Origin of the sequence: Herminiimonas glaciei (assembly GCF_042664955.1) — a bacterium.
GTDB lineage: Bacteria > Pseudomonadota > Gammaproteobacteria > Burkholderiales > Burkholderiaceae_D > Oxalicibacterium > Oxalicibacterium glaciei.
The window spans coordinates 1,102,938-1,117,988 of record NZ_JBHTBU010000002.1 but is presented as its reverse complement, the minus strand read 5'-3'; the positions used below and the strand labels follow the sequence as shown (position 1 = coordinate 1,117,988).

Here is a 15,051-nt window from a genome sequence, read left to right as displayed (position 1 = left end):
AAGACGGCTGCGTTTAAGCCAGTCGTATCAAGATTTATGCCAAGTCAGGATTTAAAACCGGCTGTCATGCGCTGCCACCAGCTTAGGGGCACGGGCATACTGGCTTCGACTTTCACCAGGATGACGGAAATATTATCGCGCCCGCCATTGTCATTCGCCGCCTGCACCAGCGAGCTACATAATAATTCAAGATCCGTATCGTTATCGGCCAGCATCGCGCTCATTTGCTCGCCAGCCAACATATCTGACAAGCCATCCGAGCACAGCAGGTAGATATCGCCACCTTCGGTCTGGTAATCATTCACGTCCACATCAATGTGTGCACCAACGCCGAGAGCGCGCGTGATCAGGTTTTTGTTCGGGGCAAAACGCGCCCATTCCGGACTCACCAGGCCGGCATCTATCTGTTCCTGCAGTTGCGAATGATCGCGCGTAATTTGCTCAAGCCGACCGGCCCGGAAACGATAGGCGCGCGAATCGCCGACATGCGCGACGATGATACGGTCATGATGGAATAAGGCTGCGACCAGCGTCGTCCCCATGCCACTGTATTGCGGCTGGATGCGTGCAACTTCGAGGATTTGTTCATTGGCGGCACTGACCGCGTCCACCATCAGGCGCTGCAATGATTTGCTGCTGGCCGCGCGTCCTTTGTCCTGTATTTGCTGTAACTGCTGTTCGAGGGCGGCGCGGAATACCGTCGTCGCAATGCCACTGGCAATCTCGCCGGCATTGTAACCACCCATGCCATCGGCCAGCACCACTGCCTTGTACTCAGCGCAGACTTCTATCGCATCTTCATTATGCGCACGCACCAAACCCGTATCGGTTTTGGCGGCGAATTGAAGCTCGACGGAATACGTCATAAGGTTGGCGGCTTAATGTCTGGATTACAGGGCGTTGGAAAAGCAGTTTTCTTCTTTGCAGACGGGATGGCGCTATCGTCGGCTGGATTATCTCCCGGTTTAAGGAGGGAAACCTTCCTTTGCAGGAACAGATCATATCCGCTTTCGCCTTGGAAACGGGTGTTTACACGCGTCCGAGGGTCACCCGTGCGGCAAAAACACCTCATTTGAAACAAAGCAGCTACATCGCCGAAGCAGCCGCCCTCAATGCAGGCGACAAGGTCGCCAAGCCTGGTGGCGCCACTTATAATGTGATGCATGCACTACAGCGCCGCGACTTCGCGCCTATCAGGTTTTTATAATGGAGAAGATGCCTCTATGCCAGGCATCAATAAATATGACCACAGTTATCTATACCCACGACGCTTGCCTCGAACATAAACCGGGAGCCAGCCACCCGGAGTCACCCGAGCGCCTGAAGGCAGTGTTGCGCGCCCTGCGCGTACCGGAATTCGATGCCGTCGAATGGCGTGAAGCGCCTATGGGTACACGTGAACAGGTATTGCTGATCCATACCGAAGATTTCGTTACCGATGTCGAGGATGCGTCACCATACCGCGGCTATATGCCATTGGATGGTGGCGATACCGTCATGTCACCCGGCTCGCTGGAAGCGGTCATGCGTTGCGTCGGTGCCGCTTGTGCCGGTGTCGACCTGGTGCTGGACAATGAAGCACACAATGTATTCTGCGCCACCCGTCCCTGCGGCCATCACGCCGAGCCTAGCCGTGCGATGGGCTTTTGCATTTTCAACCAGGCGGCGATTGCGGCCGCCTATGCATATGAAGTGCACAAGCTGGAGCGCGTGGCAGTCATCGACTTCGATGTGCATCATGGCAACGGTACCCAAGCGGCATTTTACGACCGCCCGGAACTGTTCTATGCATCCAGCCACCAGTCGCATTTCTACCCCGGTACAGGCCTGGAAAAGGAAACCGGCGTTTCGCACAATATCGTCAACGTCCCGCTGCCACGCGGTTGCGATTCAGCCTTGTTCCGTGAACAGACTGCCGCAAAAATGCTGCCGGCAATACGCGCTTTCAATCCGGAACTGATCATTATCTCGGCCGGCTTCGATGCGCATCACCTCGATCCGCTGGCAGGACTGAACCTGCAAGACGATGATTTCGACTGGATCACACGTGAATTGATGAAAATTGCGGATGAAACCTGCGAAGGTCGCATTGTTTCTATCCTGGAAGGCGGTTATAGCCTGGACGGCTTGGCTTCAAGCACTGCAGTACACGTCAAAGCCTTGATGGATCACTGATTGCCTGCTGCCTGCAGATACGTTTGTTTGCAGGCAGCGGTCTTAATCTTCATCCTTACCTGCAGCACGCATCGCCGCCTGTATCGCTCGATGTGAAAATCCCCGTTGCATCAAAAAGCGCATCTGTTTGGCGCGGTCTTCCTGATTGCTCGCCACCGTACCGAACTTGCGTTCCCAGACTGCGCGCGCGCGCGCAAATTCATCCGACTCCAGATTCGCCTTGATATCGCTAAGTGAATCCGGATCTATGCCATGGCTTTTTAATTCAGACAAAATCCGGCTATTGCCGAAACGGGCGGCACGCCTGTGTACCAATGATTCGGAAAAGCGGCTTTGCGAAAGAAACTTCGCCGCTTCCAACGTATCCAGCAAAGCTTCGACGTCATCACCCTCTTGCGCATGGCGCGCCAGCTTGCGTCCCAATTCCTGCCGGCTGTGTTCACGCGCCGATAAATAACGAAGCGCCCGCGCTTTCAGACTCACTTGCAGTTTTGCCATATGAGTCCTTCAGCGCGGGCGCTCGTTAATATCCGTGTTCGAATCAAGTACAGTCAGGCCGGACCTTATTCGACTTCTTTCAATTCTTTGGCTTCCTTGCTTTCCTTGGCCGTAGCTTTCTTCGCAACCGGTTCATCCGATTTGATCGCGCCGAGTTCAGGAACACCCAAGGAAACACGTACCTTGTTTTCGATTTCACGTGCCAGGTCCGGACGCTCTTTCAAATAGTTACGTGCATTGTCTTTACCCTGGCCGATACGTTCGCCATTGTAGCTATACCAGGCGCCCGATTTTTCAACGATTTTGGCATCGGAACCCAAATCGAGGATTTCACCTTCACGCGATGTGCCTTCGCCATACAGGATGTCGAAGTGCGCTTCCTTGAATGGCGGCGCGATTTTGTTTTTGACGACTTTGACCTTGGTTTCATTACCGATCACTTCATCGCCCGATTTGATCGAACCGGTACGACGGATATCCAGGCGTACCGAAGCGTAAAACTTCAGTGCATTACCGCCGGTGGTGGTTTCCGGGTTACCGAACATCACGCCGATCTTCATACGGATCTGGTTGATGAAAATAACCAGGGTATTGGTGCGGTTGATGCTGCCGGTCAATTTACGCAAGGCTTGCGACATCAGGCGCGCCTGCAAACCTGGCAACGAGTCACCCATATCGCCTTCGATTTCAGCACGTGGTGTCAAGGCCGCGACCGAATCGATAACGATCAGGTCAACGCCGCCCGAACGCACCAGCGCATCGCAGATTTCCAGTGCCTGTTCGCCGGTATCCGGTTGCGAAATCAACAAATCCGACAGATTGATACCCAGCTTCTGCGCGTACGTCACGTCCAGTGCATGTTCTGCATCGATAAACGCGCAAGTGCCGCCCAGTTTTTGCATTTCCGCGATGGTTTGCAGCGTCAGCGTGGTTTTACCCGACGATTCCGGGCCGTAGATTTCAACGACACGGCCACGTGGCAAGCCGCCGACGCCGAGTGCGATATCCAGGCCCAGCGAACCGGTGGAAACAACCTGCACTTCTTCGACGACTGCGCCGTCTTCCATGCGCATCACCGAACCTTTACCGAACTGCTTTTCGATTTGCGCTAGTGCAGCGGCGAGTGCTTTACTCTTGTCCGAGCTCGGAGCGTTTTTTTTGTCGTCCATAAAGATTCTTTCGGCGGTTGGTTGTAACGAAACAGGGTTTATACAGTGTTTGGAGCCAGAAACCGTACTGTATAAAAAAACAGTGCTTTATGCAAGCTGCTCTTGCGATATTTTTTAAAACAGTCAAAAAGATTGCTTTTTGACATGTATCCATTCCACAAACAAGTCTTTAAAAAAAGCAGGCCACATACTAGCAAGAGCCGCTATTTCCCTCCAGCGGCACGGTGATTTCCACGTAATATCCAGCTATCCACTTTCGCCCCGTCTTTATGTGCACGACCGCCGAACTATCCGAAATCGCTTATAAAAAAGAAAAGTCCGCCAGCTTGCGCCTTGCGAAACGCCTGGGCATCAGCACGGAAGCTGCACTGACCGAAGTCTTGAGCCAAGCAGCCGGAGACGGCTCTTTAAAGGAGCTGGTCACCCGGCGACTCAAGGAAAATGCACATATCGCAGCAAAAATCGCGACGCGCAAACAAGCCAAACTCACCGCACGCGCGCAGAAACAGGCGGCCCGACAGCCCGATGCCGGCGCATGGCTGGCCTGGTTCGACGGGTCCTGTCATCCGAATCCGGGCAAGATGGGTATAGGCGGCTTGCTCAGGAGCCCGCAAGGCGCGGAGACCGAGATCAGTTTCAACGCCGGCATAGGCGATAGCAGCGAAGCAGAATACATCGCCCTCATCAGCGTACTGGAAACAGCCATCAAGGCCGGTGCCGACAAGCTCCTCATTTACGGCGATAGCCAGGTCGTCATCAACGATGTACTCAGCCAGGGTGGTGGCGCTGCCATCCTCAGCGCGCAGCGCTTAAAAGCCCAAGGCCTGCTTGCCCGCCTGCCGCAAGTGAGCCTGAGCTGGATACCACGCCAGCGTAATGGCCAGGCCGACGCCCTGTCGCAACAGGCCATCCGTAGCGCTGCAGCAGCGGCAAACCCGCAACTGGCCTAATATGTAAATAACAAGTCGCGCAGCATGACACTTGTCTTGCTGCTGCGGAAGAAACCCAATAGACTACGAGCCAACTTCCCCCTCCTGCCATCCCATGCGAATCCTGCTTGCCGAAGACGATAGTGTTCTTGCCGACGGTTTGACGCGTTCTTTGCGTCAGTCCGGCTATGCCACCGATTGCGTAAAGAATGGTGCGGAGGCCGATTCCGTCCTGTCCACGCAAGATTTCGATTTACTGATACTCGACCTCGGCTTGCCGAAGATGTCGGGACTCGAAGTCTTGCAACGCCTGCGTGCCCGCAATTCACGCTTGCCGGTGCTGATCCTGACCGCCGGTGATTCAGTGGAACAGCGCGTCAAGGGGCTGGACCTGGGTGCCGATGATTTCATGGCAAAACCATTTGCATTGTCGGAACTGGAAGCCCGGGTCCGTGCACTGACACGACGCGGTGCCGGCGGCGGGCCGACCGTCATCAAGCACGGACCGCTATCGTATGACCAGGTCGGTCGTATCGCTTACATCAATGACCAGATGCTGGACCTGTCGGCACGTGAACTCGGCTTGCTCGAAGTCTTGTTGCAACGTAGCGGCCGCCTGGTATCGAAGGAACAATTGGTCGACCATTTGTGCGAATGGAGCGAAGAAGTCAGCAATAATGCGATTGAAGTCTATGTCCATCGCCTGCGCAAGAAAATAGAAATTGGCGGTTTGCGCATCGCCACCGTGCGCGGCCTCGGTTATTGCCTCGAAAAATTTACCGAGACAGCACCTAATACGATTGCACCACCAGGCTGATCCAGCCATGCATGACGCCCACAGACTCGATGCGCACGCCGAAGCCGGCACATCGAAATCCAATGCGACCCAGCCCGAGGAGCGCACCCAGCGCTCGCTATTCGGTGAAATCCTCGACTGGATGCTGGTGCCGCTACTCTTGCTGTGGCCACTCAGTATTGCCATCACTTACCTGGTTGCCAAATCCATCGCGAACGAACCTTTCGATCGCGCACTGGAAGACAAGGTCACTGTCGTCGCGCAACAGGTCAAGGAAGTAAACGGCAAAGTCGTGACGCGCCTGACCGGTGCCGCCACCGACATCCTGCATGCCGACGATATCGACAATGTTTACTACCAGGTACGCAATTCCATCGGTGATGTCGTTGAAGGCGATATGGAAATACCGCTACCCAAGGATGTGGAAACACCCCCGCCGTGGTCAACCCAATTCCGCTACGACTTCATCCGCAATACCGAAGTGCGCATCGCCTACATCTATGTCGACCTGCACAAGACCCAGACCGCGCCGCAACTCAGCATAGAGCCGCGACTGGCACTGGTGCAGGTTGCGGAAACACTGGACAAGCGCTCGCAACTGGTCAACCAGATTATCAAGGGCGTCATCGTTCCGGAGTTCATCATCCTGCCGATTGCGCTGGTACTGGTCTGGTTTGCGCTCACGCGCGGCTTGCGGCCACTGGTCGAATTACAGCAGCGCATACGCGAACGACGGCCGGATGATTTAAGCCCTATCGATTCCGGTTACGTACCGGAAGAAATCCTGCCACTGGTAGGCTCGCTCAATGAAATGCTGGAACGCCTGTCGCAAAGTATCAAGGTGCAAAAGCGCTTCATCGCCGATGCCGCGCATCAAATGAAGACGCCATTGGCTGGCATGCGCATGCAATCGGAACTGGCATTGCGCCAGACCGACCAGGTCGAAATTCATAAATCACTGGAACAACTCGCGAAGAGTTCCAAGTCGGCCACACGCATGATCAACCAGTTGCTGGCGCTGGCGCGCGCGGAAAACCAAACCCCTACTACACGTCCCCTGCAGCCGCTGGAACTATCCGAGCTGGCACGCGACACCGTACAGGAATGGGTGCAGACTTCATTCAATAAAAAAATCGACCTCGGTTTCGAACAACCGGAGTACCACATCATGGTCAACGGCGACGCCATCATGCTACGCGAGCTGCTGAACAACCTGATCGATAACGCCCTCAATTACACCCCGGCAGGCGGACACGCGACGGTACGGGTACGCGCCGACGAAGAAGCGCGGCTCGCCTACCTGGAAGTGGAAGATACCGGCCCCGGCATCGCACCGCATGAACACAAGCGTATCTTTGAGCGCTTCTATCGCATCCTCGGCAGCAATGTCGAAGGCAGCGGCCTGGGCCTGGCCATCGTGCGTGAAATCGCGCAGCAACATGGTGCAGAAATCGATATCCTTAACAATCCGAACTGCACCAATCCTAAAGCGCCGGGCTGCCTGATGCGTATCACGCTGCCGCTGGAACAACCTGCACCTTTCTTTGACGGCAGTATTTGATATGACGGAAGAACAGCAAGCGCCAGCCTCCTACCGCGCCCGGCTTTACTGGCGACGGACGCGCAGTATGACGTTCTGGCTCTTGCTGCTGTGGTTCAGCGTAACCTTTTCCGCCATCTTTTTCGCCCGTCAACTATCGGTCTATACCTTGCTCGGCTGGCCGATTTCCTTCTTCATGGCGGCGCAAGGCAGTATCCTGATTTTTGTCGGCATCATCGCTTTCTACGGCTGGCGCATGCAGCGCCTCGACGACGCATATAACAATAATGACGAAAGCTAAAACCTTTTTCCAGCGCCTGTGCCGTTACTACCTGCTGTACACAGTAGGCTTTGTGCTCTTCCTGTTCGGCGTTGCCATCCTGGAGCACGAAGGCTTTCCACGCGTGTGGATAGGCTATGTCTTCATGTTTTCCACCATCGTCGTGTACGCCACCATCGGCGTCATCAGTCGCACCTCAGATGTACTTGAATACTATGTAGCCGGGCGACGCGTGCCGGCATTTTTCAATGGCATGGCAACGGCGGCGGACTGGATTTCCGCGGCCAGTTTCATCAGCCTCGCCGGCGGCCTCTACCTGTGGGGCTTTGATGGCCTCGCCTATATCATGGGTTGGACCGGCGGCTTCGTCCTGGTCGCACTATTGATCGCGCCCTTCCTGCGCAAGTTTGGCCAGTACACCATCCCCGACTACCTGGCCGCACGTTATACCGGCCAGTACAGCACCAATGTGGTACGCGTCATCGCGGTCATCGCCACCATCATTGTTTCCTTTACTTATGTCGTGGCGCAAATCTATGGCGTCGGACTCATCACTTCACGCTTTACAGGTGTTGATTTTTCGGTCGGCATCTTCCTTGGCCTCGCCAGCATCCTGGTGTGCTCCTTCCTCGGCGGCATGCGTGCGGTGACATGGACCCAGGTGGCGCAATACATCATCCTGATCATCGCCTACATGATCCCGGTGGTATGGCTGTCGATGAAGCATACGAATATGCCGGTACCGCCTATCGCTTATGGTTCGGCCATCGCGCAACTGACCGAACGCGAAAAAGTCTTGATCGACGATCCGAAGGAAAAAGAAGTGCGTGCGATTTTCCGCCAGCGTGCCTACGACCTCGATGATCGCCTGGCTTCCCTGCCTGAATCGTGGGAAAACGGTCGCGCCGAGATCCAGCACAACCTGGAAGCGCTCAAGCTCGGCAACGCGGCACTGCAGGACATCAAGCAAACCGGGCGTGAACTGGCCGCTTATCCACGCGATGCGGAAGAGGCGGAACGGGTGTGGAAGGAAGAGCGTGCACTGAATCTGGAACTCGCCAAGCCACCGACGCGGCATACCGAACCCTTCCCCGGCGATAGCGAAGAAGCGTCGAATATCAAACGCAACAACTTCCTCGCGCTGGTCTTTTGCCTGATGTTGGGCACCGCCGCCCTGCCGCACGTACTGGTGCGTTACTACACCACGCCATCGGTCAAGGAGGCGCGCCACTCGGTGGCCTGGACGCTATTCTTCATCATGGCGCTTTACATCACCATCCCGGCGCTGGCGGTACTGGTCAAATACGATATCTATAGCTCACTGGTCGGCAGTCATTTTTCCCAATTACCGGAGTGGGTTTCTTACTGGGCGAATATAGACAAGTTGCATCCGCTGGTCAGCATCAATGATGTGAATCGCGACGGCATCGTGCAATTGGCCGAGATCGTGATGGACGTCGATATCGTGGTGCTGGCAACGCCGGAAATCGCCGGCTTGCCATATGTAATCTCCGGCCTGATTGCGGCCGGCGGCCTGGCTGCCGCCCTGTCGACTGCGGATGGTTTGTTGCTGACGATCTCGAATGCGCTCTCGCACGATATTTATTACAAAACCGTTGACCCGGAAGCATCGACCCAAAAACGTGTCACCGTTTCCAAACTGCTGCTCCTGATGGTGGCGCTGGTAGCGGCTTATGTCGCGTCGCTGAAGCCGGGCGATATCCTGTCACTGGTCGGCGCGGCGTTTTCGCTGGCCGCTTCGGCCTTGTTCCCGGCACTGGCACTGGGCGTGTTCTGGAAACGTGCCAACCAGCAAGGCGCGATTGCCGGCATGCTGGTCGGCTTTGGCGTATGCGCCTACTACATGATCCACACCCTGCCCGCCTTTGGCGGCTCGGCAGCTGGACAATGGTTCAACATTGCGCCTATTTCAGCCGGTGTATTTGGTGTTCCGGCTGGATTTTGTGCCATTATTATGGTGAGTCTGCTGACGCGCGCACCCGATCAACGTACAGAGGACTTACTGAAACATCTGCGCTCGCCCTGAGCAGCACTCGCTCCATCTGGCATGCTTCTTGATATAGCTGGATTTCATCTCCATGAAAACTAAGAGTGAGCGACGCCATGCGAAAATTTTTCGACGAGATGTATATAGATGGCGCTAGCAATGTACGCGACCATTACCGTGAATTCGAAGCCTGGCTGGCGACCCAGTCGCCCAAGACCGTAGCCCGCAAACGAGCGGAAGCCGACCTCATCTTCCGCCGCGTCGGCATTACCTTCGCCGTCTATGGCAATGAAGCCGGCACCGAGCGTGTCATTCCTTTCGACATTATTCCGCGCATGATCACCGCCCGCGAATGGGCGCATATGGAAGCCGGCCTGGTGCAGCGGGTCCGAACGCTGAATATGTTCATCCACGACATCTACCACGACCAGAATATCGTCAAGGCCGGCATCATCCCGCCTGAACAGATTTTCCGCAATGCACAGTACCGTCCGGAAATGCAGGGCATCTCGGTCGCTTCCGATATCTACGCACACATCGCCGGGGTCGATATCGTACGCGCCGGCCAAGGCGAGTTTTACGTACTGGAAGACAATCTGCGCGTACCGTCCGGCGTGTCCTATATGCTGGAAGACCGCAAAATGATGATGCGCCTCTTCCCCGAACTATTCGCCCGCCACCAGGTGGCACCGGTCGCACATTACCCCGACATGTTGCTGGACAACCTGCGCTCGGTCGCACCTATTGGTGTCACCGATCCGACCGTGGTCGTCATGACGCCGGGCATGTATAACTCGGCTTACTTCGAGCATGCTTTCCTCGCACAGCAAATGGGCGTCGAGCTGGTCGAAGGCCAGGATCTGTTCGTCAATGACAATGCCGTGTATATGCGTACCACACGCGGGCCGAAACGCGTCGACGTGATTTATCGCCGCATCGACGATGACTATATGGATCCGCTCGCCTTCCGTGCGGATTCGACGCTGGGCGTACCGGGCTTGCTGTCAGTCTACCGCTCGGGCCGCGTCACCCTGGCGAATGCCATCGGTACCGGCGTCGCCGACGATAAATCGATTTACCCGTTTGTGCCGGACATGGTGCGTTTCTACCTGTCGGAAGAACCCATCCTGAATAATGTGCCGACTTACCAGTGCCGCAAGAAGGATGAGCTGTCTTATGTATTGGCGAATCTGGCGGAACTGGTGGTCAAGGAAGTGCATGGTGCTGGCGGTTACGGCATGCTGGTCGGGCCCGCCTCGACCAAGGCCGAGATCGAAAATTTCCGCCAGCGCATCATCGCGCGTCCGGATGGCTATATCGCACAACCAACGCTGGCGCTCTCTGCCTGCCCGACCTTTGTTGACTCCGGTGTCGCACCACGCCACATCGATTTGCGGCCTTTCGTGCTGTCCGGCAAAACCATTTCGATGGTTCCCGGCGGCCTCACGCGCGTCGCGCTGAAAGAAGGCTCACTGGTCGTCAACTCTTCACAAGGCGGCGGCACCAAAGACACCTGGATACTGGAGAATTAATATGCTCAGCCGCACCGCAGATCATTTGTTCTGGATGGCGCGCTATACCGAGCGCGCCGAGAATACCGCCCGCATGCTGGACGTCAATGTCCAGACTGCGCTGTTGCCGCAATCCGCCCGCAGTGCCGAACAAGGCTGGCGCGCCACGCTCGGCATCTCCGAGTTACAGGAAGCCTTTGATCAGAAATACGACAAGCTGACACCACGCGATGTCTTGCACTTCATGGCACTCGATACTTCGCATTCGTCATCGATCACATCCTGCCTGCGCGCCGCACGCGAAAACGCACGTGCAGTGCGTGGCACGCTGACCACCGAAGTCTGGGAAACGCACAATACCACCTGGCTGGAAATGCAGAACCAGATCGATGAAAGCGATTTTGAAAACGATCCCAGTCAATTTTTCGAATGGGTCAAGCATCGCTCCCACCTGTCACGCGGTGTCACGCTGGGCACCATGCTGCAGGATGAAGCGCTGTTCTTCATCAGGCTGGGTACCTTCCTCGAACGTGCCGACAACACGGCGCGCATACTCGATGTCAAATTCCATGGCGCCGCCGCACAAGCTGGCGAAAAGCCCGGCCACGAAAACCAGCTCGACTTCTACTACTGGGCTGCCATCCTGCGTTCGGTCTCTGCCTTTGAAATCTACCGCAAGGTGTATCGCGATGCGATCACGCCGGCACGCGTCGCCGACTTGCTGATGCTCAAGGCGGATATGCCGCGTTCCCTGCTGGCCTCGCTTACCGGCGTCGTCGACAACCTCAGCATGGTGACCGGCGACACGCACAACGATACCCTGCGCTTCGCCGGCAAGCTGCATGCGGAATTGAAATTCGCATCGATCAATGATGTATTGAAGGAAGGCTTGCACGATTACCTGACCGAATTCCTTGAACATATTTACGAACTGGGCAATCGCATCAGCCGTGAATTCCTCGTTCCATTGGCGGCATAAATGAGACTCGCCATCCGCCATGAAACTTTGTATCGCTATACCTCGCCACTCACGTATACGATCCAGCAATTGCGCCTGACGCCACGCGTGGAAACACATCAGCACACGCTGTCCTGGGCGATCGAAACTTCCGGCCAGATGCATGCTTTCACCGATGCCTATGGCAACCAGTGCCATATGCTGACCATCACCGGCAGCCATGATGCGGTACGCATCGTGGTCGCAGGGGAAGTCGAAGTGATGTCGCTGGACCGGGGACGCCTGCAGGACAGTGGCACCTTATCACCACTGGTCTTCACGGTGGCGACACGCCTGACTGCGGCAACCGATCTCATCTGCGCCTTCGCCGAGCAAAACCTGCGCGGCACCAGCAGCGAGGAATTGCTCAAACTGGCGACGGCAATTTGTGGTGCAGTCGCGTACCAAAGCGGTGCGACCGCCGTCACCAGCACCGCCAACGATGCACTGCTATTGGGCCAGGGGGTGTGCCAGGATCATGCGCATTTATTCATCGCCTGCTGCCACACACGCAATATCCCGGTGCGCTACGTCTCCGGCTATATCGACTCCGGCAGTACCGGCCATGCCGAAAGCCATGCCTGGGTCGATGTCTGGGTTGAAGAACTGGATTTCACCGGCTGGGTCAGCATAGATGTCACGCATGCCTGCTTCGCCAGCGATGCGCATTGCCGCCTCGCGGTCGCGCGGGATTACGATTCGGCGGCACCGGTCAGCGGGGTCCGTCGCGGTGGCGGCGAAGAATCGCTGGATGTCAGCGTCAAGGTGGTTCCCTTATTCGGGCAATAAATGAACAGAATCAAGGCTTCCTGTAAAATTCGCGTTTTGCTTTTTCTCTTTTCATCATGACTTACTGTGTTGCGATGCGCCTGGATGCCGGGCTGGTCTTTCTCTCTGATTCGCGCACCAATGCCGGCGTCGATCACGTCGGCACTTTCCGCAAAATGAATGTGTTCGAAGCGCCCGGCGAACGCCTGATGGTCTTGATGACCGCAGGGAACTTGTCGATTTCGCAATCAGTTCGGCAAATCATTGCAGAACACACAACGTCTGATGGCAAAAGCATCTGGAATGTCTCTTCGATGTATGAAGCGGCACAAGTTGTCGGTGAGGCAATCCGCATGGTGCACGAGCGTGATGCCGGCACGCTGGAACAGTTCGGCATCGATTTCAATGTCAGCATGGTATTCGGCGGCCAGATCAAGGGCGAGCGCTGCCGCCTGTTCCAGATGTACTCGGCTGGCAATTTCATCGAATCGCAGGATGAAAACACTTACTTCCAGATTGGCGAATCAAAATATGGCAAACCCATCATCGATCGCGTAGTGACTCCGGATACACCGCTGGATGAAGCGGCAAAATGCGCATTGATCTCGATGGATTCAACCTTGCGTTCAAATATCTCGGTCGGCCTGCCGCTGGATTTGCTGATTTATGAAACCGATAAATTGACGGTGACCCGCTTCGTCACGATCGATGAACACAATCAATACTTCCAGATGATACGTAACACCTGGGCCAAGCAATTGAAGACCGTGTTTGAAAGCATCAGCGATCCGGTCTGGAATGCAGCACCGGAAACCACCAGCAATGTCTTGTCCAGCCAGGGACACAAGAACCAGCCGCTGCGTATCCTGCCACCGGCGCAATTCGGCATCGACAAGACCGTCAGCGCACCCGGTCCTTTGCAAACGCTGGCGCAGGACGAAAGCAATAGCAATAATCAACAGCACTAATCGGTATTCAAGCGCCGCCAGGCAAATAAAAAAAGGCTGCCACACATTCGTGTCACAGCCTTTTTTCTGTCCGGCGTTATCGCCGCTGACGATTACAGTACGATGGTCTGTGCCTGGCCTTCAGCACGCTCGCGGATTTCACCGATACGCATCACGGTTTCACCGGCAGCTTTCAATTGTGCGATGGCTGCATCAGCATTTTCTTTCGACACGATCACGGTCATACCGATACCGCAGTTAAAGACGCGATGCATTTCGGCGTCAGCCACACCGCCATGTTCCTGCAACCATTTGAACAGTGGTGGCATATCCCATGCACCGCTATCCAGCACAGCAGTGAGGTGCGACTGCAATACGCGTGGAATGTTTTCTACCAGGCCGCCACCGGTGATGTGCACCATGCCTTTGACTTCCATCGCGGCCATCAAAGCCAGCAAAGGTTTGACGTAAATACGGGTAGGTTCCATCAATACATCGGCCAGTTTGCGGCCATGGAAATCAGCGTTCAAATCAGGATTGGCAACCGAGATGATTTTGCGTACCAGCGAGTAACCGTTGGAATGCGCACCCGACGAAGCCAGGCCGAGGACGACGTCGCCCGGGGCAATTTTGGTACCGTCGATAATTTTCGATTTCTCTACCGCGCCGACAGCGAAGCCGGCCAGATCGTATTCACCAGCCGGATACATACTAGGCATTTCAGCGGTTTCACCACCGATCAACGCGCAACCGGCCTGTTCGCAACCCTTGGCCACACCCTTGATAACATCGGTTGCGATGGCGACATCCAGCTTGCCGCAGGCAAAGTAATCCAGGAAAAACAAAGGTTCTGCACCTTGTACCAGGATGTCATTGACGCTCATCGCGACCAGGTCGATGCCGACCGTGTCATGGCGATTCAATTCAAATGCCAGTTTCAGCTTGGTGCCAACGCCGTCGGTACCGGAAACCAATACTGGCTCCTTGTACTTCTTGCTGATTTCGAACATGGCGCCGAAACCGCCCAGGCCACCCATCACACCTTCACGCATGGTGCGTTTGGCAAATGGCTTGATCGCTTCGACCAGGGCATCCCCGGCATCGATGTCTACACCAGCGTCGCGGTAGGAAAGGGAAATATTGGAATTGGAACTCATGATGTAATAGTCAGCAGAGGCAGTAAAATAGACGGTTATGGCCAGATGGCTAGCCTGTGTATCGTTAGTTCTGGAGGACGGATCGGATCAGGATCACAATGAGCGGGAGTCATCGCGGGCAAAATCAATAAGCGCGCTTCCAAAACAGGATGATTCAGGCTCTATAATTCGGATTAAGCCGTATTTTAGCAAATCGATCCCCCTCCTCCCTCATTTGATGCCACTTTCTTTGCCTAACAAACAAAATAAACCCGGATATGCTCCGGTATGCTGCAC

General features: G+C 55.5%; 15 protein-coding genes. 11 read left to right on the top strand and 4 right to left on the bottom strand.

Going from position 1 to position 15,051, the window contains the following annotated elements:
* Nucleotides 1-44: 44 nt before the first annotated feature.
* A complete protein-coding gene (locus ACFQPC_RS16215) occupies nt 45-866 on the bottom strand; it encodes a Stp1/IreP family PP2C-type Ser/Thr phosphatase (protein ID WP_382272873.1) in 822 nt (273 codons plus the stop codon).
* A gap of 119 nt (nt 867-985) precedes the next feature.
* Here ACFQPC_RS16215 and ACFQPC_RS16210 point away from each other — a divergent pair, with 119 nt between their 5' ends.
* The gene (locus tag ACFQPC_RS16210; protein WP_382272872.1) at nt 986-1,207 is read left to right on the top strand and encodes a hypothetical protein; all 222 of its coding nucleotides are present in this window, start codon (nt 986-988) and stop codon (nt 1,205-1,207) included.
* Nucleotides 1,208-1,242: 35 nt separating this feature from the next.
* On the top strand, nt 1,243-2,175 hold the full coding sequence (locus ACFQPC_RS16205) for a histone deacetylase family protein (RefSeq protein ID WP_382272871.1): 933 nt from the start codon (nt 1,243-1,245) through the stop codon (nt 2,173-2,175).
* 42 nt (nt 2,176-2,217) lie between these two features.
* Here ACFQPC_RS16205 and recX read toward each other — a convergent pair whose 3' ends face one another.
* Together recX and recA are read right to left on the bottom strand one after the other, a co-directional pair.
* Entirely contained in the window at nt 2,218-2,673 is a 456-nt protein-coding gene (recX, locus tag ACFQPC_RS16200; RefSeq protein WP_382272870.1) for a recombination regulator RecX, read from the bottom strand.
* Between the two features lie 65 nt (nt 2,674-2,738).
* On the bottom strand, nt 2,739-3,842 hold the full coding sequence (gene recA / locus ACFQPC_RS16195) for a recombinase RecA (protein ID WP_382272869.1): 1,104 nt from the start codon (nt 3,840-3,842) through the stop codon (nt 2,739-2,741).
* A gap of 269 nt (nt 3,843-4,111) precedes the next feature.
* On the opposite strand from recA, the gene ACFQPC_RS16190 reads away from it, so the two are divergent.
* The 9 genes from ACFQPC_RS16190 (at nt 4,112) to ACFQPC_RS16150 (ending at nt 13,639) form a co-directional block, all read left to right on the top strand.
* Nucleotides 4,112-4,792 carry a ribonuclease HI family protein gene (locus ACFQPC_RS16190; RefSeq protein WP_382272868.1) on the top strand — a complete coding sequence of 227 codons (681 nt, stop codon included), beginning with the start codon at nt 4,112-4,114 and terminating at the stop codon, nt 4,790-4,792.
* 94 nt (nt 4,793-4,886) lie between these two features.
* On the top strand, nt 4,887-5,588 hold the full coding sequence (locus ACFQPC_RS16185) for a response regulator (protein ID WP_382272867.1): 702 nt from the start codon (nt 4,887-4,889) through the stop codon (nt 5,586-5,588).
* A gap of 7 nt (nt 5,589-5,595) precedes the next feature.
* Nucleotides 5,596-7,128 (top strand): sensor histidine kinase, encoded by a 1,533-nt coding sequence (locus tag ACFQPC_RS16180; RefSeq protein WP_382272866.1) that lies wholly within the window; start codon nt 5,596-5,598, stop codon nt 7,126-7,128.
* A gap of 1 nt (nt 7,129) precedes the next feature.
* Nucleotides 7,130-7,408 (top strand): DUF4212 domain-containing protein, encoded by a 279-nt coding sequence (locus ACFQPC_RS16175; RefSeq protein ID WP_382272865.1) that lies wholly within the window; start codon nt 7,130-7,132, stop codon nt 7,406-7,408.
* Nucleotides 7,395-9,434: a sodium:solute symporter family protein gene (locus ACFQPC_RS16170; RefSeq protein ID WP_382272864.1), complete on the top strand. Its 2,040-nt coding sequence runs from the start codon at nt 7,395-7,397 to the stop codon at nt 9,432-9,434. Before ACFQPC_RS16175 ends, ACFQPC_RS16170 begins: the two co-directional genes overlap by 14 nt.
* Before the next feature lie 77 nt (nt 9,435-9,511).
* A complete protein-coding gene (locus ACFQPC_RS16165; protein ID WP_012080716.1) occupies nt 9,512-10,927 on the top strand; it encodes a circularly permuted type 2 ATP-grasp protein in 1,416 nt (471 codons plus the stop codon).
* Nucleotide 10,928: 1 nt separating this feature from the next.
* Nucleotides 10,929-11,885, top strand: a complete 957-nt coding sequence (locus ACFQPC_RS16160) for an alpha-E domain-containing protein (protein WP_382272863.1) — start codon at nt 10,929-10,931, stop codon at nt 11,883-11,885.
* A complete protein-coding gene (locus tag ACFQPC_RS16155) occupies nt 11,886-12,692 on the top strand; it encodes a transglutaminase family protein (RefSeq protein ID WP_382272862.1) in 807 nt (268 codons plus the stop codon). It abuts the gene before it with no gap.
* 56 nt (nt 12,693-12,748) lie between these two features.
* The gene (locus ACFQPC_RS16150) at nt 12,749-13,639 is read left to right on the top strand and encodes a proteasome-type protease (RefSeq protein ID WP_382272861.1); all 891 of its coding nucleotides are present in this window, start codon (nt 12,749-12,751) and stop codon (nt 13,637-13,639) included.
* A 92-nt stretch (nt 13,640-13,731) separates the two neighbouring features.
* On the opposite strand, the gene purM is transcribed toward ACFQPC_RS16150, so the two are convergent.
* Nucleotides 13,732-14,775: a phosphoribosylformylglycinamidine cyclo-ligase gene (gene purM, locus ACFQPC_RS16145; protein WP_382272860.1), complete on the bottom strand. Its 1,044-nt coding sequence runs from the start codon at nt 14,773-14,775 to the stop codon at nt 13,732-13,734.
* Nucleotides 14,776-15,051 lie beyond the last annotated feature (276 nt).

Bases quoted from the DNA above. Each gene is read 5' to 3' on its own strand.
- ACFQPC_RS16180 (WP_382272866.1), top strand. From the start codon at position 5,596: ATGCATGACGCCCACAGACTCGATGCGCACGCCGAAGCCGGCACATCG.
- ACFQPC_RS16190 (WP_382272868.1), top strand. From the start codon at position 4,112: ATGTGCACGACCGCCGAACTATCCGAAATCGCTTATAAAAAAGAAAAG.
- ACFQPC_RS16155 (WP_382272862.1), top strand. From the start codon at position 11,886: ATGAGACTCGCCATCCGCCATGAAACTTTGTATCGCTATACCTCGCCA.
- recA (WP_382272869.1), bottom strand. From the start codon at position 3,842: ATGGACGACAAAAAAAACGCTCCGAGCTCGGACAAGAGTAAAGCACTC.
- ACFQPC_RS16165 (WP_012080716.1), top strand. From the start codon at position 9,512: ATGCGAAAATTTTTCGACGAGATGTATATAGATGGCGCTAGCAATGTA.
- purM (WP_382272860.1), bottom strand. From the start codon at position 14,775: ATGAGTTCCAATTCCAATATTTCCCTTTCCTACCGCGACGCTGGTGTA.
- ACFQPC_RS16185 (WP_382272867.1), top strand. From the start codon at position 4,887: ATGCGAATCCTGCTTGCCGAAGACGATAGTGTTCTTGCCGACGGTTTG.
- ACFQPC_RS16205 (WP_382272871.1), top strand. From the start codon at position 1,243: ATGACCACAGTTATCTATACCCACGACGCTTGCCTCGAACATAAACCG.
- ACFQPC_RS16170 (WP_382272864.1), top strand. From the start codon at position 7,395: ATGACGAAAGCTAAAACCTTTTTCCAGCGCCTGTGCCGTTACTACCTG.
- recX (WP_382272870.1), bottom strand. From the start codon at position 2,673: ATGGCAAAACTGCAAGTGAGTCTGAAAGCGCGGGCGCTTCGTTATTTA.
- ACFQPC_RS16215 (WP_382272873.1), bottom strand. From the start codon at position 866: ATGACGTATTCCGTCGAGCTTCAATTCGCCGCCAAAACCGATACGGGT.
- ACFQPC_RS16175 (WP_382272865.1), top strand. From the start codon at position 7,130: ATGACGGAAGAACAGCAAGCGCCAGCCTCCTACCGCGCCCGGCTTTAC.
- ACFQPC_RS16160 (WP_382272863.1), top strand. From the start codon at position 10,929: ATGCTCAGCCGCACCGCAGATCATTTGTTCTGGATGGCGCGCTATACC.
- ACFQPC_RS16150 (WP_382272861.1), top strand. From the start codon at position 12,749: ATGACTTACTGTGTTGCGATGCGCCTGGATGCCGGGCTGGTCTTTCTC.